Below are 21,174 nucleotides of genomic sequence, written 5' to 3'. Positions count from 1 at the left end.
ACTAAAACAGGTCCGCTAGCTTTTTACCCCATGAGTCGTCATAAACTCAATTCATTTCTCATCATTGATGATGAGGAGGCCAATGAATTCATCACGCGAACATTCCTTGAAAGAGCGAATTGCGTAGAGGAGATCGTATCCGTGAATGATCCCAGGGACGGCCTTAGTGTCCTTGAACGCAATGAGATGCCAGAGGTAATCATTGTCGATATCAACATGCCCGGTATGAATGCCTGGCGGTTTTTGGAAGAAGCCCGAAAAGTAATGGGTAATGGAAGCTTCCCATTTGTGGTGATCTTAAGCTCATCAGTGAGTATCGAAGACAAAGAAGCAGCTGCGTCACATCAGGATGTGAAAATGTTTGTCAGCAAGCCCCTCAATCCCGACAAGGTGAATGAGATATTGGATCAATATTTTGCCGCCTACCCATCATGATCCACAGCCGGAACATCTGTTTGATGCTGGGCATTTGCCTGGTCATGAGCTTTCCGTCTCTGGGACAATCAGTAAAGGTAGCGGGCAAAGTTTATGATCAGTTTGGTAATCTTCCCGGTGCTAAAGTAGCCGTTGAAGGGTCGACCATTTCCACATCTACGGATGTTAATGGTAATTTTTTGATGAACATTGATCCGGGAACCTACAACATTGTTGCCGGATTTGTTATGTACAGTGACAAGGTGCGACAAGTAGACCTGGAGGCTGGGGATAGCATTTACCTGGATTTTCAACTTGAGTCAGGCTTTAGTATTGATCAGGAAGTTAATGTGGGTACGCGATTTACTCCACGGGCCTTGCAGGAAACGACCGTTCCTATCGACATTATTAACAATGCCATATTAAGTGCTTCCCCTCAGATCGAATTGGGACAGATCATGCAGTATAGCGCGGCATCTTTTTATTCCACCCATCAGACCATCTCAGACGGATCAGACTTTATTGATCCTGCTACTTTGAGAGGACTGGGTCCGGATCAGGTGTTGGTGTTGATCAATGGAAAAAGAAGGCATATCAGCTCGTTGTTGAATGTGAACGGGACAGTTGGTCGGGGTAGTGTGGGTACGGATTTCAATGCCATCCCTGCAGGGGCCGTAGATCGAATAGAAATACTCCGCGACGGGGCAGCGGCTCAATACGGTTCGGATGCCATTGCTGGTGTGGTAAATATTGTATTAAAAGAACGGACAGGGGTGACTACCGTGGATGGTGGCTATGGGGTCAATGAATTGGGTGATGGCTCCACGAAGTTCTTTTATGGAAATGGTGGTTTTGATATCGGAGAAGGCGGCCATGTCAACATGACACTTGAGTTCCGGGATCGAGGAGCAGTCAATCGTGCAGGTGCTTATCAAGGTCCTGTTTATGCCAATAACAATCCGACTTTAGATGAGGTACTAATCAGTCAACGCGACTTCTTCGATCAGACAGGCTATGACAATCAGCGTGTGATGTCCATCGGTAGCGCGGCTACCAGAAATCAAAGTGTGTTCTTTAACATGGAGATCCCTATCAATAACGTGACGCAATTTTACGGCCATGGTGGGGTGAATTTTAGACAAGGTAAAAGTCGGGGTTTTTATCGCTTTCCAAAAGACAGTGTGCGTGTAGTAGCCGAATTGTATCCTGATGGTTTTTCTCCTGGATTACGCACGGACATCAGAGATGATGCAATCACCCTGGGTTTTAGAGGACTGAAAAATACCTGGAATTTAGATCTGAGTAACACCATTGGAAGGAATCATTTGGATTTCAATGTGGAAAATTCCAACAACGCCAGCCTGGGACTGACATCACCAACGGATTTCTATTCCGGAGGCTTTTTCTATGCCCAGAACACCACGAATTTCGATGCATTTCGCACGTTCAATGCCCTCCAGGGGGTGAATGTAGCTTTTGGAGCGGAAATGCGGATTGAAAGGTACGAGATCATCAAGGGCGAGGAAGCTTCGTATGTCAATGGAGGAGACTCGGTGCTTGTGGGGGCCAACTGGATGCAGGCTGCTCCGGGAGCACAGGTGTTTCCTGGCTTTCAGGAGGATAATGAACTGGAAGAATTCCGGACCAACAATGCGTGGTACCTGGAAATCGAAAGTAAGATGAGTGATGCTTTTCTTTTGGGTACGGCGCTGCGATATGAAGTGTACAGTGATTTTGGGGATCAGCTGACCTGGAAGCTTTCCGGCCGCTATAAACTCGGTGAAAACTATAGCCTCCGCGGCGGCTTGAGTACGGGATTTAGGGCGCCTTCGCTGCATCAGTTCTATTTCAATAATGTCGGAACACAGTTCGTGAATAGTAATCCGCTTCGGGTAGGTACGTTCAACAATGAAAGTACGGTGGCCAGAGCGTTTGGGATCGGAGACTTAAAGCCAGAACTTTCCGATCATATCAGTCTGGGATTCATTGGTAAACCGACAGCTGATTTTACCATCAAGGTGGATTTCTATGACATCCGGATCCGGGACCGCATCGTGCTTTCCGGTCGTTTTGATGAGGGTTATGAAGCCATTTTAGGTCCATTGGGGGTAGGAGCAGCGCAGTTCTTTACGAATGCAGTCAATACGCGAACAACCGGGGTGGACGTTGTGCTCAATTATCGGTTGAAAATGCCGCAATACGAGTTTTTTAGCCTGCTATCGGGAAATTGGACCAATACACGATTGGATGGTGGAGTGCAAGCCAATGGAGCCCTGTCAGGTGAGGAAGAGGTACTTTTCAATCGTGAGGAAATTTCAAGGGTAGAGGTGGCTCAACCGAATTTTAAGATCATTTCGCAAAACAATCTGAAATATCAGCAATTCAGTTTTGATGTGAATTTCACCTTGTTTGGTAGAATAGAATATATCCATCCCGAAGATGGAGATCAAACCAATTGGATCCTGAATACATTCAATGGAATGGTAGAAAGCAGGGATCAGACCTTTGATCCGAAACTGATCACTGATGTTTCTGTAGCTTATCAATTCAGTGACAATTTTAGGTTTTTGGTTGGTGGGCACAACCTCATGGATGTCTACCCGGATGAGCACGCCCACTCGGGAAATACTTCTCACGGAAGTTTTAGGTACAGCAGACGCGTACAGCAATTTGGCGTGAATGGACGCCACTGGTTTATGAAGATGACCTTAAGTTTCTAGATGCGGAAGTTTCTTTTCTTAATTACATTGGTTGGGGGGCTGCAAACTATGGCTCAGGACGAAGAAATTCGTACGAAACAGCGGGCTATATTCATTTACAATTTTGCAAGGCAGGTTGTTTGGCAAAACGAAACAGAGTTGGATCAGTTCAGTGTGGGTGTCTTGGGGACCGATCCGGTGGTACAGGAATTGTCGAAAATGGTGAAACAAGGCCGTACGGTACGCGACCTTCCCATGAGGGTCCGCCGGATCACGAGATTGTCAGACATCAGTAGATACCAACTGGTTTATTTGCACAAACAATTCAACTACAACATCGATCAGGTATTGGAGTTTGCGAAAGGCCAAAATGTCCTGGTTGTCAGTGAAGGGTATGGTTTCAATGAGTCTATGATCAACATCATCGAGACCACTGATGGTTTTGAGTTCGAGTTGAATGAGACCCGGTTGAACATCGAAGGTTTCACCATCAATAATGGTCTGCGCCGAACTTCTATCAGTACGGCTGAACGATGGCAGGAGTTGTATCAGGCTTCTTTCCAATCATTGGAGGAAGCGCGATCATTATCAGAGGAGCAGGAACAAGCTTTGGATGAACAAAAAGCGGAGATTGGCACGCTTAATCAACGCATTAATGATCAACGATCACTCATGGATGAGCGTCGCCTGGAGGTTGAATCTCTTAAAAGAGAGAGCGAGGTTCAAAATGACTCCCTGCGTGCATTGCAACTTCGTAGTGAAGCCCAGAAAGCAGCTTATGAGCGGCGGGAGCAACAACAGCAGGTTGTAGAGCAAGAATATGAAGATCAGATCGAAGCCCGACAGCAGGAGATTACCAGGCTGGATCGAAACCTTAAGCAGCAAAAGCAGGAGTTGGAACAGCAGGCCATCGAGCTTGAAGAGCAAAATCGAAAGATAAACATCCAGCGTCAAGAGCTCAATGCTCAGCAGTGGTTTACGATCTTGTTCGCTATTCTGGCTGCACTGGCATTCATTACGGTCTTCTTTATTTGGAGAGGTTATCGCATCAAAAGAAAAGCTAATGAAACCCTGGCCATCAAGAATGCAGCCATCGAAGCTCAGGCGCGTGAAATTGATCAGAAGAGTCAGGAAATGGAGCAGTTTGCCTATATCGCCAGCCATGACCTGCAAGAGCCACTCAATACCATTTCAGGTTCCCTGTCGCTGATTGATGGACAAAACTTAGACGATGTAGGCACTTCCAGTGTCAAGTTTATCGATGAGGCCATCATTCGGATGAGAAAAATGATCAAAGGATTGATGGAACATGCACGCCTAGGTGCAGATGTGGAGTTTCAGCACCTGGAGGGTCTGGAATTGCTGGAAGGTGTAAAAACGAATCTTCATCAGACAATTCAGGATAAAAAAGCCAAGGTGGAGTGGGGAGAACTTCCCCCATTATATGGTCACGAAGTAGAGTTGTCCTTGCTTTTTCAGAACCTCATCAACAATGCATTAAAATTCACCGTACCTGATCGACCTCCTGAAGTGCAGATTTCAGTACAAGAATATGTCGAAACATCAGAGCAATTTTGGCTGTTCAGGGTACAGGACAATGGCATAGGGATCGACCCGGCTAATCAGCAGAAAATCTTTGGAATTTTTCAACGCCTCAACAGTCGCTCGCAGTATGAAGGCAGCGGCATCGGTCTGGCTCACTGCAAAAAGATTGTGGAATTGCACGGTGGCAAGATCTGGGTAGAATCTGAACTTGGGATCGGGAGTACATTTTGCTTTACGATCAGAAAGGTAAGCTGAAAGACCACCCAGATTGCTCCGGGTGGCCGTTATCAGGAGAGTAGTTGACCCTGAATAGTTAAGGGTTTTTAGCAGACTGTGCCAGTTTTCCTTTGTGCACCGTCACTTCGAGTAAATCATATTTGTTTCGTACTTGCCTCGGATTATTATTCAGTAGTCCTTTCAGGTGCGTATCGAAAAACGCGGTGACCAATGAGTTGGTGATTTCTAGCCCTAAATATGGATCAATTGTGCCACAGCCACTCAGCGAATTGACGGGGATCATCAATGGGATGTCCATGAAATTTGGGTGTCCGGATTTAAGAAGCTTACATTCATAGAAAAGATCCGTACTCTTATTGATGTATATGTGGGAGTTGATGTCCTCATGTTCCGCTGGCCAATCTGCAGAAATATACAAATAGGGGATCTGATAAATACTGTCGATCATATTACCCCACTGAATACCATCCAAGTTGGCAGCCGCTTTGATCCGCTTGTCTCGCATGGCCACTTTACCTGCAGTGCCACCTCCTACAGAGTGTCCGAAAATACCAATCTGATCCAGGTTCATCTTGTTTTTGAGCAAACCGAAATCATTCCAATCCTCGAGTAAGTCTAGTGTCAGGATCACATCATCGGCCCATCGGTCTTCGATGGTTCCTTCAAAATATGTTTTAACCGCTTCACTTACAATTGGATGTCGCTCCTCATAATCTAATCCATCTTTGAAGGCCTTGATCAGTGGTTCTACGGCGGTCATAGCGCCTTCGGATATTTGACGTTGATAGCCATAGTCAAATGATTTGACTTCTCCGTCAGGTAATGTTACACCAAGGCTTTCGTACGTGTGATTCATGTTGATCACAATATATCCCTGACTGGCAATCTCGCTAAGCAAGGCGTAATACCCAGTGGCTTTCGAACCATATCCGTGGGAAAAGATCAGTACGGGGAAACTGCCCTTACTGATAGGGAGTTCCTGGTAAGCATGCGTTTTGACACGGTCAAGGTAGTTCAGGGCATTGGCGGGTAAGCCATATTTGGTTGCAAAGCCTGACCTGCTGCCACGATCTACATACACGTCCCTATTGTAGTCATTGGTCGGACCCTGGCCGGGGTACCATACTTTATACATGAATTCTCTTTTGTCCGAAGGATCAAGAGTGATGGATTCGTCCAACTGGGAGATATAATGGAGGGAGGTTGTTCCTACAGCATGCACACCTGTTGGTTGGGGTAATGAAAATACAGGCAATACCATTGGTAGGATCCAGCCAACCGCAGCAATCAATATGATGCCCGAGTATCCGATTAAGCGTAAGAATGATAACCTGGCAGTGTCGGGGTTCATCGTCAGTACTCGCCAGGCGAGAATGAGAAGCAGAAGGTAAGCAGGGACCATTTGCCAGCGCCACCCTTCGATGATGAAGTGCAGTAAAGTTACTGTGCTCACTACTCCGACCAAATAAAGGGGTTGGATGGATCGTGTAACTGGCCTTTTTACGAAGGGAAGAAGTGTTACTACAATCAGTAGTAGGATCTCAAAAGTTCTCATAAGCAATCAGCTGTTAGCAGTTAAAATTATAATGAGCAAAGCTTGAGTGTGGCAATAAAAATGACAATGTCGAATCCGTAGCTAAGTGTGTCGTTTGTCGATAAATGGGACAATTCGTACTGAAATTGAGCTTATCAAGATGGAAACCATTTCGAAAACTGAGACGAGTCCTGAAATTCGTACAACAATCTGTAAATGTTGATAACCTCGTGCATAACCGTGGTATAACCAGGGTATAATGAGGTGGAAAACCTGTTGAAAATCAGGGGTTTATAAAATTTGGAATCGCAAAAGTATAGGCTACTTTAGTATCACCAAGCAAGGGATAGGAAGCTGAAACGAAAGTTTCCAACCAGACAAAGGGAAGCGGATGTGAGTTACGGCTCAGGTCAGCGAAGTTTGAAAGGTTGTGACGGAAAACCGGACGGAGAGGCAACTCGAAGAAACGGAACCATCGGGAATCCGAACAGTAGTTTGGAGCGATGTAGAAGCTACGGCAACTACATGGTTAATAGGGCAAGTTCAGCAATGGGCAGGCCCTTTTTGTATTTAGAGACAACTATGGATCAATCGAAAAACCTGTGGAGCAATAGTATAAAATCGGAGTTGTCGGATAGTGACGACCTTGATTCATTTTAGGTTTTTGGTTCAAAGAAGAGCAGAAAAGAATGCGGACGGCCAGTTAAAATTCTGTTCGAGCCAGAAGAATTTCGTTTCAGTATCGTTTCTTGATTGGCGAGTTTATTTTATTCCTGCTCTTTTGGTTCAAAAAGCGTTAAAAAATGAATCCAGTCTATATTTTTCCCCACTTTTCATCGATGGAAAAGTGGGAAGGAAGAAAGTGTTTCTGACAGAAATGTGCCTAAGCCAGGTAATCTATGCGATTCACTCAACTCTTTAATCTGAATTAATGTTCTTTAATAGGTAACTCCCCATAAATATTGCTTGATCCACAACTATTCACTGAAAGTCGGAAGGATCACGTCTCTGACGATAGCAAAAGGTATTTTGTCTTTTTCAGAATTATAAGCACCGCCGGTAAAAATCACCACAAGCTCCAGCTCAGGAAATGACATGATATATTGCCCTCCATTTCCCGTTGCCGTCTTGGATACTTGCCTTCCTTGGGGTGTCTGAAAAGGCAAGTTCCACCACAGATAGCCATAGTTGATACCCGTTATTTTCGTTTTAGAAGAGGTAGCGTCTTGAATCCATTGTTCTGAAATGACTTGTTTTCCTTGCCATTTCCCTTTATTCAGGATCAGTTGTCCAATTTTAGCCATATCCCTGGGCGTCATGTAAAGTCGCTTACCTGATTCAATCACCTCTTTATCTGATGTGTGTCCCCACTTGACATTAGAGATGTCCAGGGGATTGAATAAATATTGTTGCGCAAATGCTTGAAGTGACATTCCGGAAGCCTGACTGATGATCTCTGCCAATAAGATGGTGCCCATCGAGCAATAAGCAGATACTTCTCCTGGTTCGTGAATCATGGGTAGGTTCAAGGTGTATTGGATCCAATCTTTCTTTTTGTAGACTTTGTCTTCTCGCCCTTTCGATTGCTGATCCCAGTCATTGCAATCCAGGCCGCTGGACATGGTGATAAGGTGCCTGATGGTGATTTTTTCCTTACTGTCAGTCAGGTTCTTTCTTGGAACATGCGATTTGAGGTATGTAGATATAGGATCATCAATGCTTTTAATAAATCCCTGGTCCAGGGCAATTCCCAATAGGAGGGATCGAATACTTTTGGTTACTGAGCGCAAGTCGTGAGGTTGATCCACTGTATACCCGTCGAAATATTCTTCGATGATGAGTTGGTTTTTGTGGATTACTACTACGCTATGAATCTCGTATGATTCGTAATGAAGTTGCTCAAACAAATCTTCAATACTGACGGGAGTGAACTCTAATTCATACAGACTCGCCGTTTCCCATCCGTCATTTAAGGCTTTTGGAGTGGAATAGGTATAACTCGACTGGCTAAATCCATGGATATTAACCCATAGGCATAAGATGGATGCAGCTATTGCTTTCTTCATGATCCTGAAGGGGAATACACGATTCCGAAGTAAGCTCAATTGGGATAACTGCCGAACGAATTAGGATTATTTAACCCTTCCTTTCATGATTTTTAACGTCATGGACGCTACTTCGGTAAAATTGGTTTCAACCTCAGATAGCTTGGATCTTCCTCTTTGCCCTTTGCTGCCGGTGCTGCCACATAGCCATTAGGACTTAGCTCTCTATAAAAAGGAATGATCGAAAATAAGCCTTGGTACATCTCATCAGGCCCTTTTACCTTCACTGTATGCATGCCTTTGGGTAAGTCGGTGATGTCCAGATAAGTAAGTAATCCACGTTGTTTTGTTTTCTGTTTGTAATGAAATAACCACTCAACACTATCTATTTTTTCATCATCCAACAGCACCTGATAAAAATCTTTAGCACAATGGAGTTTTACGTATCGGCTGGCGGTATCCAGCTGAATCAGCGAGTCATAGTTGCAATGTTTTTTGATGGAGTCTTCCCTGCCAATCTTCAATACGGTGAAAAGGCGTATCGTATTTTCTGAAATGATGTCTGATTGAATGTGCGCCTGCGTAGAGTGGATTTTATCATTTTGGTCGTCATAGTTTCCGCTGAAACTTGCGACATATCCGCTGGTATCCCAGAAAATTAATCGGGACCAACTCTCACCCGGGATAGCCCCACTCCAGGCGATCCTACCCATTAAGAAAACACTACAAAACACGAAGAACACCAGGAAGCTGCCGATTTTCCAGCGATTGTAGTTGGTGATTAACGTAAAATAGATTGGGCGATAGAACCGTGCCAATGAGAGTGCACTTACAACTTTGTGCAGTGGATAATAAATGCGTGACAGCCAGGACCATCGCTTAAGCAGCCCCAACGTGACGAAATCAAACAGTGCCACAAAAGCCACTCCGAGGGCAACATAGACGTAAATTTTAATGATCAATTCGTGAATGTCTGAAACGTTATTCACGCCCACGTAAACCAAAGAGGAAACTACTGGAATGATGATGGTGACCAATACGAACATGTATCCTCCGATGATAATCATGAACATCATGAAAGAAATAGAGAAGAGCGAACTGCATAGCTTCTCGAGATTGATGATGATCTGTTGAATAGGAGGGATGCGATCTACTCGATCCTTAAACCGAGGGCTGAGTTTGAGCTTTTCTTTATTGATTCCGTTGGGAAAGGTGAAGCTAAGACCGACCATGCCGACCCAAATGCCCCTGCTGATCAGGTGCAGTATCAAGCCAAGTATCAGCCAGTACAAGGCAATCTTCAAGAGCGCAATCATGTTATCCAGGTCAGTGAAGTTGCCCCAGATGTTCAACTTGGCATAAGCTAAAAGTTCATCCAGTAATCCGGGCGCCTGAAACATACCATAAAGGACAATCCCGGACAGTAGAATTTCCGGTTCCCAGCTTTTCAACTGAAGTTCACTTAGCCATTGTGGTTTTTCAGAAGTAGGGTCAGGTTGAGACATGAATGGAATGGTTGTGCTCCAGCTGATAAAAATAGTGAGAAATAAGAATTAAGATATTACAAGAAGTCAGTTAGTTGCTTGTAATGTCGTGTGATTTCTACTACTACTTTGAGTATGTAAACTCATCTGAGTCCATTATTGAAATCCATAGTTTGCGGGGATTGGTTGCTCTCGTAGCTCCAGGATTTGTTCGATTACCTGAGACTCTGGAGGTAACATTGAGCTAGAACTCCCATTCTTTTGATACTGCTTAGCGGATCGGTTAGTTAATAAAGCTTTCCAGTTTTTTAGCAGATAGATCCATTTTTTGGAGAATGAGCCATGACCGATAGCTGCAGATTCGGACCACCATTCCATGTATAAGGTACGTCGAACGCCAGCTGTTTTTTTAGGAAGTGAGCTATGTACGATCATTAGGTCATGAACAATGAGATCTCCTGCGTTCGCTGGGATTTCGATAATGAATTTCTCTTGGTTCCTTGAAATGGATTTGATGTTTTGTCGTTGTGATTGAGATCCTGGGATCAACTTTAAACACCCATCTTCGTGGTTGGCATCATCAAGATAAAATCCAATGTTCAAGTACGGTGCTATTCGTGGATAAATGGCGTCTTGGTGCCAAAGAACATTTGAGCTTGAATGCGCATGTTTGAACAATACATCGCATTGCATGGGAATCGCATCATTGCCGCAAAGAGATTCTGCAATATTCAATATGGCTTCATGGGCTAATAACTCCAAAACCTCCTCAGGATAATGACCCATTAAATTGTTGATCCTTGCAATAAATCGTGGATTGTCCATTTCCAGAAAACTTATATTCCTGGCAATAAATGGATCAGATAAATCGAATGAATCGCGATTGTGATCTTTTAACAATGATTGCCATTTATTAACCAATTGATCAGGAATTGCTTTTGGGAGATGTAAATAGCCGTTTTTGAGGAAAAACTGCTTTTGTTCTGCACTCAAAGCTAGGGTTGTCATAAGTATTAGTTGATGATGCGAATTGTATAGTTGGTTCCCCAGAGATTGGTTTCTATCATTTTACGACGAAAAATTACATAAGTTTTGGGCCTTGATCTATATCCTTTTTTTCCATAACTGTAAGATTAAATGTTTTGTGAATTTATATCGATGTATTGCGATTTCAGGCTCCATATAATCATCACTATTCCCAAAAGTACTAATGGAATACTTAAATTCTGACCCATGTTCAGGGTAAGCCCTTCCTCAAAAGCGACTTGATTTTCTTTGACAAATTCCACGAGAAAGCGCTGAATAAAAATGAACACCATACCAAGACCAAATATGAATCCAGCATTGGTGTTAAATTTCCCAGACTGCCAGATCAGAAACAGCGCGAAACATAAGGTCAGGTAAAACAAGGCTTCATACAACTGCGCCGGATGCCTGGGCACTTGATCGATGCGGGTAAAAACAAATGCCCATGGTTGATCACTCGGGATACCAATGATCTCAGAATTCATCAGATTGCCAAGTCTGATGAACCCTCCCAGGGCAGCTCCACCTACAGTTAGTCGATCTAGTAGCCAGAGATAATTCTTTTGATATTTTCGGGTGTACATGTAGAGGGCGAACAATGCACCTAATATGCCTCCATGACTCGCCAGTCCTGCCAGTCCGGTGAATGTAAAGGTGGGCTCAAGTCGAATCGGCAAGATTTCAATCGGATGTTGCCAGTAGTGAATTGGATCATAGAATAAAATATGTCCCAATCGCGCACCAATGATCGCTCCCAGAGCGACATAGGTAGTGATTTTGTCTAATGCTTCAATAGGGACCCCTTCGATACGAAAGATGCGCGAGACAATCTGATAACCAACCAGCATGCCCAGGACCCAACTGGCGCCATACCACCTCAGGTAATCAAATCCGGGAATGATATTAGGGTCAATGTCCCAAATGATGGCCGAGATCATCCACCTACACAGAAAAAAGTGATGACCAGAAACAATACTGCCTTGGCGAACAGTCGGTAGGCGTGGGTCGCGTCGGTATTGGGTTCCTCAATGAGCATTAAGATCTCTGTGGTATTCAGATCCTGCATACCATTTTGTGTTTTGAATCGCTGCCACGTTGGCTTAAGGTCGTTTAGTTGCATAAGTATGGGTATTGAATCTCGATTTTAACTGGGCTTTGATACGATTGAAACGAGTGGCTACGTTGGAAGTCGAAAGGTCGAGCATGTTTGCTATTTCCTTGTTTTTATAGCCTTCCAGATGCAGTACCACCATGGCCTTGTCTACATCCTTTAAAGTCTGGATCACCTGATGAAGTAGCTCCAGATCATCATCCGAGTTGCTGGTTTGAAGGAGTTGCTGATATCCGTCAATGGAGGTAAAGCTGGTGGAAGGTTGTTCTTTCCGCTTTTTAGAAAGCAGTGTATTCAAGCCTACCCGGTAGATCCACGTGTTGATCTGCGACTTTCCTTCAAAAGAGTCAAAGGATTTCCAGAGTTGAAGTACAATGTCCTGAAATGCATCCTTTTGATCCTCGGGAGTGGCATAATATACCTGACAGAGGCTGCGGATGGTTCCCCGGTGCTGATCAATGACTTGTATGAAGTGACGCTTGTCCAATTTGTAGATGAAGCTACTGCTATTAACCTATTAGTTGCAGATTTATCAGAAATGTCACAAGAAGAGGAAAATAAATGTGAAAAAGTTTCTCGGTCTCTGATCAGAGATGATATCCATCAACACACTTTTAATGTCCGTGACATTATGCAATGAAACTTCGAATTATAAGAATATTCTGCTTCTATTCTGAGAAAAAAAGTATTGAAAATGCTACTAAGACACTCGTGAGTAAATCAAAATGCAAATAAAATATGCATTTTATTTCCAAAGTTTTAGGGTATGTGCTATCTTTAATGTTGAATATTAAAGCGTGGAACCTATGAACAAAGCACGGTCTTATTTCTTTGCCTCAATCATTGCAATTGGTTTGTTATTTACAAGTTGTAGCCTAACCACAGACCTTGAAGACATTCACTCTACTCCTTTGCCTGATCTGGAAAATACTGATGGTAATGCAGGTGGAACGGGTGGAAGTAACCCACCACCTCCCGGTGGTTGAAAAAATAATTGGCATTATTTTGTGAAACCGCGAGGGTATGTGTAGTTTTTTTATTATCTATACCGGTGAATTAGTGTGGAATTATATTCATGTTTGCCCAAATCACCCGAACCAACCGGTACGCTATCCTATTATGCCTACCTTTTCTTATTCCTGTTAAGATCCTTGCTCAAGCTGAGCTGACGGCTGCTGATCAATATGAGACGGCACGTGAGCTTTATTTGGAATCTCCGGATGACGCGAGAGTGCATGGTCAGCGAGCCATGGATCTCGCATTGGAAGAGAGAGATTTAATAACCATGGCAAAAGCGCACTTTCTGCTGGGTTATATCTACGATTATCAGGAAGACGCGGCCAATGCCTTCCATTTCTATTTCGGTGGTATTCGGGCCTATCGTAAGCTGAATGATCCGATCCGTATACAGCAACTGTACGAGAACCTGGCTTACATTGCTGAGCGCAAGGGGGTACACACCGTGGCAGAGCAACTTCGGCGTGACCGGATGGGTGTCAAGTCTTCCGTGGACTATCGCATGCAAGCGGATATGCACTACGATTTGGGATTGTCATTGAAGCACCAGGGAGATGTGACAGATGGGATAAGGAATCAACTTCAGGCACTTCGCATACTGGAAAGCAATCCTGATTTGAAGGATACCATAGCTTATGCGAATATTTGGTTGGAATTGGGTGTGCTTAATTACATGGAGGCTAAGGCGGTTAATGATCACATCTTACTGGATAGTGCGTTGCTATGTTATAATCGAGCGCTCCATTTCAATGGTACTGATGTCATCCATCGAAGCAAGGTACAGAACAACCGTGGCAATGTGCATCGACTTCTTGGGCAGTATGATCAATCAAAAAAGTATCTCTTTGATGCCCTGGAACTAGCAGAAGGTCAGGATAAGTTAAAGATCCATAGCTATTTCAACCTGGGTCGGGTCTACTTCGCAGAACGGATGTTGGATTCTGCCATCTGGGCCTTCACCCGATCTCTCGAAATCAATATCGATGAGTTGAATTATCAAGAGTCGCAAACACTGTATGAAAACAACATCGAGCTATCCAAAGCTCCTGAGTTGTTTGGGTCAGTAGCCTACCTGGATTCACTTGGGATCAAAGACATGGAAATCCGGGGGCGGGCCATGCGTCATGTTTACCGGATTGCAAGAGATCGCTATGAGATCATCAATGCGAGTAATAATTCCATGATTGCTCAGCTCTATCAACAGCATCGTAAAGCCCTCGCCAAAGAAGAGCGTTGGGGACTGATCATGAGTTGGAGCCTTTGGACGTTGCTACTGATGACGATCGTGGTTGCGGCCTGGTTTTGGTGGAGGAGGTATAGCGTAAAGCAACACAATCGCCGACTCGCACTTCAGATGGAAAAACGCCTGAAGGATAAATATGGGATTGAGCTTAGGGACTGATCTGAGAATGGGGCAGATTCTGTACACCATCAAAGCTTAAGGCGTTTCATTAGCAATAAGAGCTCCTCCTGAATATTCTGCTTTTCCTCGATCATTCGACTAACATCGAGGGTAAGCTCATCCAGCATTTTCCTTCTTTCCTCAAATTCCTGCTCATTGGCCATGAGTTGTATTTTGGATATGATGGTGCTGCCAATGGGCTTGTAATCGACGATGAAGTCCTGTGCAGGGTCATCAAGAAAAAAGGTATCGAATGTGCCCTCTGTCATTTTTCGAGTGAGGAAATAGTGCAGATTGATGTGGTAATTGTCGACTAGTGACAGTAGAAACTCCTGTCGAGGTTCCACTGCTTCTTCATAAGTGGCCAGCTTGCCACGGTTGATGCCAAGTTCAATGGCAAACTTCTTCTGACTCAGGCCTTTTTGTTGCCTCCAAAACTTAAGATTATGACTGAAATGGCTCAAAAGTAAATTTTTTTAATAAAATGCGTATTTTATTTTCAAATGACAATTTAATTGTCAATATTTACATCACTGATCACGTAATGATCATAGATTGATAAACCAGAGCCGGGCTTAATGAGCACGAAAGATACAAATTGTATGAAAACTTCAGATGATGGCTGCCGTGTGACATGACAGGCGACTCGACCGTGGAGCGAAGTTAGCCGCGTCGAAAGATGTATGCTCTGTTTGGCGGAGTAATACCGATGCTGGTTCTATGGCAAAGGTGAAGTTTCATGCTTCACCTTTCTTTTTTCACCTAATTAGCTGTTCTAATACGAAATTTTGAACCGATGCAGGATTGACGCGATTGGTATTTGCGAGTACCACAATATTGATGTCAAAGTCCAATACGTGACTTAATAAAGTGTTTACACCCCAAATCCTTCCGTATCGTTCCGTGACTTTGATCACAGTTCGATCGTGTTGTTGATATCGTACCCATAGACCATACCCGTAACTCCGGGTTTCGGGGTACGTCCTTAGGAGCTGGTCCATCGATTGATCATTTAGCAAGGCATTTTTGCGAAACAAAGCATCTGAAAAGGTGGCGAGATCTGCGGCGTTTGAATACATCGCACCTCCAGTAAAGTAGTTTGCTATTTGGATATTACGATCTCTCTTTAAGTCCTGTGTTTCTTCCTTCCAGGTATAGCCTTGGGGAAATCTCTTACTGGATGTGGAGTAGGTGATCAATCCTGTATTTGATAATCCAAGTGGATCCAGTATGCGCCTGGCGAGCACTTTTTCATACGCCTCATCTTCTATCTGTTCTATGATCTTTCCAAGGATGATGTAATCCCCATTGCTATAATTGAATAGAGTACCAGGTTTAACTTCAAGACTGCCCTGACAATATTTAGTGAACAGGTCATCGGAAGAAAGGCTATCCAGGAACATCAGGGGGATATCGTTTTTTTCCGGAAATATCGTTTCAGGACGTTTAATCCCAGAGGTATGATTGAGGAGTTGATGTATGTAGACAGAATCTCTAGCTGGCCCCAGGTATTCGGGTAAATATTGACCGATGGTCTTGTTAAGGTAAAGCTTTCTTTCTTCTGCCAACTGAAGGATAATTATGGCTGTAAAAAGCTTAGAAATGGAAGCAATGGCGAAGGGTGTTTGATCTTGATGATGAATCATATTCTCAACGTCTGCCCATCCGAAACTGCCATGATAGAGGGTTCGGTTTTTATGAGTGACTCGGATTACCCCACTGAAATTTTTCTCTTTCGCGAATGTCTCAATCTTTTCAGATAAGTCGACATCCATGATCACTCGAAAGCCTTTACTGACTGGAAAAGCACCAATGAGTTGGGCACTGCTGCGAGCTGAGACCCTCCCTGCTGTCGCTTTATTGTCCCAACTCCCGCCTCGGAGTATCCGATAAGAGCCATTGACAGGCCCGGTCGGATTTACTCCGCCTTGGAGTTTATATTCATAGGCGTCGCTACACCACTCTTTCACGTTGCCACTCATGTCGAAGATACCCAGCTCATTAGGAGATTTTGAGCCCACTGGATGGGAACCTACATCCCGTTTGAATCCCCAACCCGTTTTTGATTCATCCGCATTTTCAAAAGAGTACGACACTTCTTCAGCGGTGTTGCTTCCACTGTAAACATAACTACTACTTTTTTGACCAGCTCTTGCAGCATATTCCCATTCAGCTTCTGTAGGTAGTCTGTAATTTTGATTGGTGATAAGGGATAGCCATTTTGTGTAAGCTTGGGCGCCATACCACGTGACATTGGATACAGGATAGCGTTCATAGCCTGGCTTTGCTTTGAATGTGCCGTCTTTGGTAGCAACGATCAGGGCGTATTTGTCTATTTTGTACCACCTTTCACCACCCTCCACCTGATTTCCCTCACTGGAGAGAAAAGCCGCATACTCGGAATTGGTTACTTCATATTTTCCCATCCAGTAGTCAAATAAAGTGACTTGAGTGATGGGTAATTCATCACTTACACATTGTCCGATCTGCTCTTCCGAGCAACCCATCTGAAATGCACCACCCTTTACGAAGACCATTTCGGGTACAGGCGCTGTTATTGTTTGACCGAGGCTCTGTAGGACTATGAATGATAGAATTGGAAGGATCAGGTTGATTGGTCTCATCATTTTCGTTGCTAAGTTTAAATCAGAGACATGAAGTCAAGCCTTTAAGTTGCACCAGGGGGATTATTTATACTGCTGCAACAAGTGTTCTCGTTGGATTTTAGGGAGTTGTCTAAGGGCAAGTATGAAAAATGGAATGACAATGATGATGCTTAGCACTGCTTCCCATACCCGGTATTCATCGATGTTGCCAGGTTCAATAGCTCCCGGAAGATCGTGAAGATTTCCGGAGAAATTGATCAGACCATGTAGGCATCCGATGGGAAATATGCGCTCAGTTCTAAGCAGAAGGATGCCAAAGGCAATACCAAACATAGTAGCGTAAGTTACCTGAGCACATACTGTAATGATATTGGCATCTGGAGAAAGCAGGTTGACGAAATGTAACACGCCAAATAAAAAACCTGCTGTGAAAATCGGTATGATGAGTCTTTGTCTGGCATCAGCACCAATCAGTAAATGTGGAAGTACATACCCTCGAAACACCAGTTCTTCCGAAAATCCAACCGATAACATGGCTAGAAGTAAAATGAATATATCTCCTATTTGTATGCTGTCAAATTGATAATCTAGTATCCAGTACTGGAAAGGACCGGCTAATAAAAAGTACAGTGGCACAATGATGAGAAAAGTAATCTTGGTTTTTAAGGTAGTGAGCCCCGCAAGTTTCTGATAACCTGAACGGTAGATCAGCACAAAGGCGCCAATCATAATGATCAGATTTTTCATGATATCCCCTAGTTGCTCAGACTGAAACGAGGGAAAATCAAAAGCCCTGAAAAATGCTTCAAAGGGAAGCAGGAGCAATAACAGGAAACCGAATGCTACGGCTATGCCTCCACCTAAATTTACATTTGATGAGCTCATTGTTCCCGAAGATACTTTAGTACATCACAAAATGGACGGAACAGGAGGAATTCGGCCTTAATCTTATTGCGATTACTTAATCTGTTTCAGAATGATATTCCAGGATATCCCCCGGATGGCAGCCCAATGCCTCACAAATGGCCTCCAGCGTCGAGAACCGAATGGCCTTTGCTTTTCCAGTCTTCAAAATTGACAGGTTGGCGGTGGTGATCCCTATCTTTTGGGCGAGCTCATTGCTTTTGATGCCGCGTTTGGCCAACATCATATCCAGGTTAATAACTATGGGCATGGGTTAAATGGTCAACTCATTTTCAGCTTCAATGGAATTGCCTAGCTGCAGCAAGGAGCTTAATACCAGTAATGAAAATCCAACGATGAAAATACTCCACTCAAAGGTAATTGTTGGATTGATGTTGATGTCAATGATGCTTTTCATCCATTTGCCATTGTCGAAACTTTCTAACATGATATAATCGTTGAATTTGGTCAGAAAATAACTACGAGAGGCACTGAATATCTCTGAGGCAATCAAGATCATCCCTAGCCACTTGACCCTGGTGGCAATTTTTGGCTCAAAAGAGAAGGATTTCTTTAGGCTGAAGAAAATGCACTTCAATTGGTAAAGAATAAGGATCGTTAGGATCAAATTGAGCTTATTGGATAGCTGCATGAGCACATTGAGCCAGGAGTCGGACGATTTTGCATAAACCGTTCCAAATGCCGTGATATCGGAACGAGTGTGTTGTAGGGGCCCCTTTTGCGGCGTATGGACTCCTTCCGGAGTATCCTTGTAAATGGTTACTTCATTGTGCCAGAAGTGCTTTTTTACATTTGGTAAACGGCTGATACTGTCGCTCCATTGGTCCAATTCCTGATTGGGCAGTTCAATTTTGGAGTACCTGCGATTACCGCTACTGATGCTATTGCCTAAAGAATCCAAAACCTCATACCTGACAACAGAATCAGGAACAGCTAAATGAACTTTCACAGGTAAGGCAATAGGATCATAGACCGGAAGATTGTGCCATCCACTTATGATGATCTCTTCATTATAAAAATCTCTGGCTGTAGTGATAAGGCCAAAAGCGATCAGGAACCAAAATGATATGACAAATACCCGATGAAGGACAATAATTAAAAGGCGGTTCTTTTTCATTTTATTATCGTTTTTCGATAACAAATTTATGGAAATTATTGATAAACAATAATTTTTCTCATTTTCGATCTTTGGTTTAACAGATGTTCGGGCTACGCTACTGAAAAATCCTCCCTATGTTCGCAAGATGCTTAAGATCTACCTCAGGTATTGGTTAGGTGTGCTTTTGACCATTCCCCTGTTGCCTATTTTGTATGTGCAGGGAAAGCGCGTGAAAGCCAACGTTCCCTCTTTGCCGGAAGCCACAGGTACTGACGGGTTAGTCAGATCGAATAATGCGGAAGAAACATGGAAGCTGCTCGTCATTGGGGAGAGTACGATGGCGGGTGTTGGGGTCAAAACGCACGAGGAGGGTTTTTCAGGGACATTGGCTAGGGAGTTGTCTCAATTGATGGAGAAAAACATCGAATGGAAGGTGTTTGCTAAAAGTGGTTACACGGCTCGGGAGGTGCGAGAGAAACTGATTCCGTCTATTGATGAAGCGACATGTCCTGATTTGATTGTGATTGGATTGGGAGGAAATGATTCTTTTACCTTGAACACGCCCTGGGGCTGGAAAAAACAAATGAGTTTACTCGTGGAAGAGATACGTAACCGATTCCCGAATACTGCCATCATGATTGGTAGCCTTCCTCCGATCAAGGAGTTTGCAGCTTTTACACCTTTGATGAAATGGGTCATTGGAAACTTATGTGAGATACTTGGAGAGACATTAAAAGTTGCTGTTCAGAATCAATCCCAGGTTGCCTATCATCACCAGGTGATCACTTTTGAGCAATGGAAGCGGAATTTCAATATCGAAGCGAAAGACGAAGACTTTTTTAGTGATGGAGTGCATCCGTCAAAATTGACATATCAGACAATGGCCAGGGACATGGCACACTTTATCAACGAGCAGCTTCCTTGAAAAACCGGGGATCCGGACGCTTATAAACGTAACCCAATTCATTGATAACTTTCTTCGTCAGTATGATTCTGCCAGCAGGTTTTTCCGCTTCAATAGTGGTGGCTTCGCCCAATTGTTGATCCATTATGTCTTGTTTGGTAGGGTGTTTGGGAGCTACCACATTGTAGGTCTTTGCTGAAGATTTCACTGAAATCATTTTTTCGATGACCCCAGCAATATCTTCGTAATGGATATGATTGGCTGCTTGATGTGTGTCCTTGATTTTGTACTTGCTCAGGAAGCGATCGTCACCCATGAGGCCTGCTAACCTTAAGATATTGATCTGAGGAAATGCAGTTTGCATCTGAAGCTCAACGGATCGGATGTTGGGTTGAAGTTCCGATTCAGTTATCGTATCCTCTTCAATCTCCATTTCCATTGATGGATATACACCAATTGAGCTCATCAAAAAGATGGGGCCCTCAAATCCCTTGATGAAACGACTTACATTTTCGAAGCGATTTTTTAGAACAGATATTTCGGTGCGTTTCGAGAAATTGACGGTAAGGATCAGGAGATCCAGTTGTTTAAGTTCGCTCCAGGGCTGAATAGGCTGCACTTGCTCACCGGAAAACTCCATCATGGTAGGATGTATTTTTTCCTGAATCAGACTTTCAAATTTATCTGCACTCCTCGTGGTGGCGTAGATCTCAAAATTCTCATTAAAAAGTCTGGCTAGTCGAATGCCTAGCCATCCTGCCCCAATGATGCCCATTTTTTTCATCTTGGAAAGGTAAGAGTTGGTGAGCAAGTTTTTGGTGTTTTATAAGAAACTCATCACCATGTTGAGCGCTATTACCGCAATGAGAAGAATTGATCCCAATTTTAGTTTCAAATCGAATTTTTCACGGGTAACAATTGCTTTTATAAAAATTGCGATGCTGGCTATGAGCCATAGTAATGCGATCCAATTGAAGATTTCAATGTTGTTTGAGAATTTCTGGGCATCCTGAAGAAAGTCAACAAAATCATATATCAGGAATGCAACGGTGATGTTGATCATTAAATATATGCCAAGGCAAAATAGAATGGCAATGCCGCTGTTTTTAAACATGTTGGTTTGGAAT

Annotated in this window: 20 protein-coding genes; 6 read left to right on the top strand and 14 right to left on the bottom strand. The window is 43.6% G+C overall.

The genetic code is table 11. The features are described from left to right. The first annotated feature begins 30 nt into the window (after positions 1–30). The 3 genes from R8G66_15060 to R8G66_15050 are packed head-to-tail and all read left to right on the top strand — an operon-like array spanning position 31 to position 4,913. A complete protein-coding gene (locus R8G66_15060; GenBank protein MDW3193688.1) occupies positions 31–435 on the top strand; it encodes a response regulator in 405 nt (134 codons plus the stop codon). Positions 436–458: 23 nt separating this feature from the next. Further along, positions 459–3,134 (top strand): TonB-dependent receptor, encoded by a 2,676-nt coding sequence (locus R8G66_15055; GenBank protein MDW3193687.1) that lies wholly within the window; start codon positions 459–461, stop codon positions 3,132–3,134. After that, positions 3,135–4,913 (top strand): YfiR/HmsC family protein, encoded by a 1,779-nt coding sequence (locus R8G66_15050; protein ID MDW3193686.1) that lies wholly within the window; start codon positions 3,135–3,137, stop codon positions 4,911–4,913. A 58-nt stretch (positions 4,914–4,971) separates the two neighbouring features. On the opposite strand, the gene R8G66_15045 is transcribed toward R8G66_15050, so the two are convergent. The 7 genes from R8G66_15045 to R8G66_15015 form a co-directional block, all read right to left on the bottom strand. Then, positions 4,972–6,450 (bottom strand): hypothetical protein, encoded by a 1,479-nt coding sequence (locus tag R8G66_15045; GenBank protein ID MDW3193685.1) that lies wholly within the window; start codon positions 6,448–6,450, stop codon positions 4,972–4,974. A gap of 956 nt (positions 6,451–7,406) precedes the next feature. After that, positions 7,407–8,495 carry a serine hydrolase gene (locus tag R8G66_15040; protein MDW3193684.1) on the bottom strand — a complete coding sequence of 363 codons (1,089 nt, stop codon included), beginning with the start codon at positions 8,493–8,495 and terminating at the stop codon, positions 7,407–7,409. A 107-nt stretch (positions 8,496–8,602) separates the two neighbouring features. Further along, positions 8,603–9,979, bottom strand: coding sequence for a hypothetical protein (locus R8G66_15035; protein MDW3193683.1), 1,377 nt, complete (start codon positions 9,977–9,979; stop codon positions 8,603–8,605). A 135-nt stretch (positions 9,980–10,114) separates the two neighbouring features. Continuing rightward, entirely contained in the window at positions 10,115–10,966 is an 852-nt protein-coding gene (locus tag R8G66_15030) for a phytanoyl-CoA dioxygenase family protein (GenBank protein ID MDW3193682.1), read from the bottom strand. A 125-nt stretch (positions 10,967–11,091) separates the two neighbouring features. After that, positions 11,092–11,922 carry a prolipoprotein diacylglyceryl transferase gene (gene lgt / locus R8G66_15025; protein MDW3193681.1) on the bottom strand — a complete coding sequence of 277 codons (831 nt, stop codon included), beginning with the start codon at positions 11,920–11,922 and terminating at the stop codon, positions 11,092–11,094. After that, positions 11,919–12,104: a hypothetical protein gene (locus tag R8G66_15020; GenBank protein ID MDW3193680.1), complete on the bottom strand. Its 186-nt coding sequence runs from the start codon at positions 12,102–12,104 to the stop codon at positions 11,919–11,921. Before R8G66_15020 ends, lgt begins: the two co-directional genes overlap by 4 nt. Next, positions 12,085–12,582 (bottom strand): sigma-70 family RNA polymerase sigma factor, encoded by a 498-nt coding sequence (locus R8G66_15015; GenBank protein MDW3193679.1) that lies wholly within the window; start codon positions 12,580–12,582, stop codon positions 12,085–12,087. The genes R8G66_15020 and R8G66_15015 overlap by 20 nt, the downstream gene beginning before the upstream one ends. Before the next feature lie 319 nt (positions 12,583–12,901). On the opposite strand from R8G66_15015, the gene R8G66_15010 reads away from it, so the two are divergent. Together R8G66_15010 and R8G66_15005 are read left to right on the top strand one after the other, a co-directional pair. Beyond that, on the top strand, positions 12,902–13,081 hold the full coding sequence (locus R8G66_15010) for a hypothetical protein (protein MDW3193678.1): 180 nt from the start codon (positions 12,902–12,904) through the stop codon (positions 13,079–13,081). A gap of 89 nt (positions 13,082–13,170) precedes the next feature. After that, on the top strand, positions 13,171–14,514 hold the full coding sequence (locus R8G66_15005; protein ID MDW3193677.1) for a tetratricopeptide repeat protein: 1,344 nt from the start codon (positions 13,171–13,173) through the stop codon (positions 14,512–14,514). Positions 14,515–14,543: 29 nt separating this feature from the next. On the opposite strand, the gene R8G66_15000 is transcribed toward R8G66_15005, so the two are convergent. The 5 genes from R8G66_15000 to R8G66_14980 all read right to left on the bottom strand — a co-directional run bounded on the left by R8G66_15000 (position 14,544) and on the right by R8G66_14980 (position 19,161). Further along, positions 14,544–14,978, bottom strand: a complete 435-nt coding sequence (locus R8G66_15000; protein ID MDW3193676.1) for a helix-turn-helix transcriptional regulator — start codon at positions 14,976–14,978, stop codon at positions 14,544–14,546. A 294-nt stretch (positions 14,979–15,272) separates the two neighbouring features. Beyond that, on the bottom strand, positions 15,273–17,141 hold the full coding sequence (locus tag R8G66_14995) for an SUMF1/EgtB/PvdO family nonheme iron enzyme (GenBank protein MDW3193675.1): 1,869 nt from the start codon (positions 17,139–17,141) through the stop codon (positions 15,273–15,275). Between the two features lie 60 nt (positions 17,142–17,201). Beyond that, a complete protein-coding gene (locus tag R8G66_14990) occupies positions 17,202–18,005 on the bottom strand; it encodes a CPBP family intramembrane glutamic endopeptidase (protein ID MDW3193674.1) in 804 nt (267 codons plus the stop codon). A gap of 76 nt (positions 18,006–18,081) precedes the next feature. Further along, the gene (locus R8G66_14985; GenBank protein MDW3193673.1) at positions 18,082–18,294 is read right to left on the bottom strand and encodes a helix-turn-helix transcriptional regulator; all 213 of its coding nucleotides are present in this window, start codon (positions 18,292–18,294) and stop codon (positions 18,082–18,084) included. Positions 18,295–18,297: 3 nt separating this feature from the next. Continuing rightward, the gene (locus R8G66_14980; GenBank protein MDW3193672.1) at positions 18,298–19,161 is read right to left on the bottom strand and encodes a DUF2975 domain-containing protein; all 864 of its coding nucleotides are present in this window, start codon (positions 19,159–19,161) and stop codon (positions 18,298–18,300) included. A gap of 127 nt (positions 19,162–19,288) precedes the next feature. On the opposite strand from R8G66_14980, the gene R8G66_14975 reads away from it, so the two are divergent. Continuing rightward, positions 19,289–20,068 (top strand): SGNH/GDSL hydrolase family protein, encoded by a 780-nt coding sequence (locus tag R8G66_14975; protein ID MDW3193671.1) that lies wholly within the window; start codon positions 19,289–19,291, stop codon positions 20,066–20,068. Here the strand turns inward: R8G66_14975 and R8G66_14970 are convergent. Together R8G66_14970 and R8G66_14965 are read right to left on the bottom strand one after the other, a co-directional pair. Further along, entirely contained in the window at positions 20,049–20,858 is an 810-nt protein-coding gene (locus R8G66_14970) for a hypothetical protein (GenBank protein MDW3193670.1), read from the bottom strand. The two genes, R8G66_14975 and R8G66_14970, sit on opposite strands and share 20 nt — an antisense overlap. Positions 20,859–20,870: 12 nt before the next feature. Further along, entirely contained in the window at positions 20,871–21,161 is a 291-nt protein-coding gene (locus tag R8G66_14965) for a hypothetical protein (GenBank protein ID MDW3193669.1), read from the bottom strand. Between the last annotated feature and the right edge of the window lie 13 nt (positions 21,162–21,174).

Source organism: Cytophagales bacterium (assembly GCA_033344775.1).
In the GTDB taxonomy this organism is placed as follows: domain Bacteria; phylum Bacteroidota; class Bacteroidia; order Cytophagales; family Cyclobacteriaceae; genus JAWPMT01.
This window is presented reverse-complemented; position numbering and strand designations above follow the sequence as displayed.

Excerpts from the sequence above, each read along its gene's own strand:
- R8G66_15045 (MDW3193685.1), bottom strand. The coding sequence starts at position 6,450 with ATGAGAACTTTTGAGATCCTACTACTGATTGTAGTAACACTTCTTCCC.
- R8G66_14985 (MDW3193673.1), bottom strand. The coding sequence starts at position 18,294 with ATGCCCATAGTTATTAACCTGGATATGATGTTGGCCAAACGCGGCATC.
- R8G66_15010 (MDW3193678.1), top strand. The coding sequence starts at position 12,902 with ATGAACAAAGCACGGTCTTATTTCTTTGCCTCAATCATTGCAATTGGT.
- R8G66_15030 (MDW3193682.1), bottom strand. The coding sequence starts at position 10,966 with ATGACAACCCTAGCTTTGAGTGCAGAACAAAAGCAGTTTTTCCTCAAA.
- R8G66_14965 (MDW3193669.1), bottom strand. The coding sequence starts at position 21,161 with ATGTTTAAAAACAGCGGCATTGCCATTCTATTTTGCCTTGGCATATAT.
- R8G66_15020 (MDW3193680.1), bottom strand. The coding sequence starts at position 12,104 with ATGCAACTAAACGACCTTAAGCCAACGTGGCAGCGATTCAAAACACAA.
- R8G66_15035 (MDW3193683.1), bottom strand. The coding sequence starts at position 9,979 with ATGTCTCAACCTGACCCTACTTCTGAAAAACCACAATGGCTAAGTGAA.
- R8G66_14980 (MDW3193672.1), bottom strand. The coding sequence starts at position 19,161 with ATGAAAAAGAACCGCCTTTTAATTATTGTCCTTCATCGGGTATTTGTC.
- R8G66_14975 (MDW3193671.1), top strand. The coding sequence starts at position 19,289 with ATGCTTAAGATCTACCTCAGGTATTGGTTAGGTGTGCTTTTGACCATT.
- R8G66_15005 (MDW3193677.1), top strand. The coding sequence starts at position 13,171 with ATGTTTGCCCAAATCACCCGAACCAACCGGTACGCTATCCTATTATGC.
- R8G66_15060 (MDW3193688.1), top strand. The coding sequence starts at position 31 with ATGAGTCGTCATAAACTCAATTCATTTCTCATCATTGATGATGAGGAG.
- lgt (MDW3193681.1), bottom strand. The coding sequence starts at position 11,922 with ATGATCTCGGCCATCATTTGGGACATTGACCCTAATATCATTCCCGGA.
- R8G66_14990 (MDW3193674.1), bottom strand. The coding sequence starts at position 18,005 with ATGAGCTCATCAAATGTAAATTTAGGTGGAGGCATAGCCGTAGCATTC.
- R8G66_14995 (MDW3193675.1), bottom strand. The coding sequence starts at position 17,141 with ATGATGAGACCAATCAACCTGATCCTTCCAATTCTATCATTCATAGTC.
- R8G66_15040 (MDW3193684.1), bottom strand. The coding sequence starts at position 8,495 with ATGAAGAAAGCAATAGCTGCATCCATCTTATGCCTATGGGTTAATATC.
- R8G66_15050 (MDW3193686.1), top strand. The coding sequence starts at position 3,135 with ATGCGGAAGTTTCTTTTCTTAATTACATTGGTTGGGGGGCTGCAAACT.
- R8G66_15055 (MDW3193687.1), top strand. The coding sequence starts at position 459 with ATGCTGGGCATTTGCCTGGTCATGAGCTTTCCGTCTCTGGGACAATCA.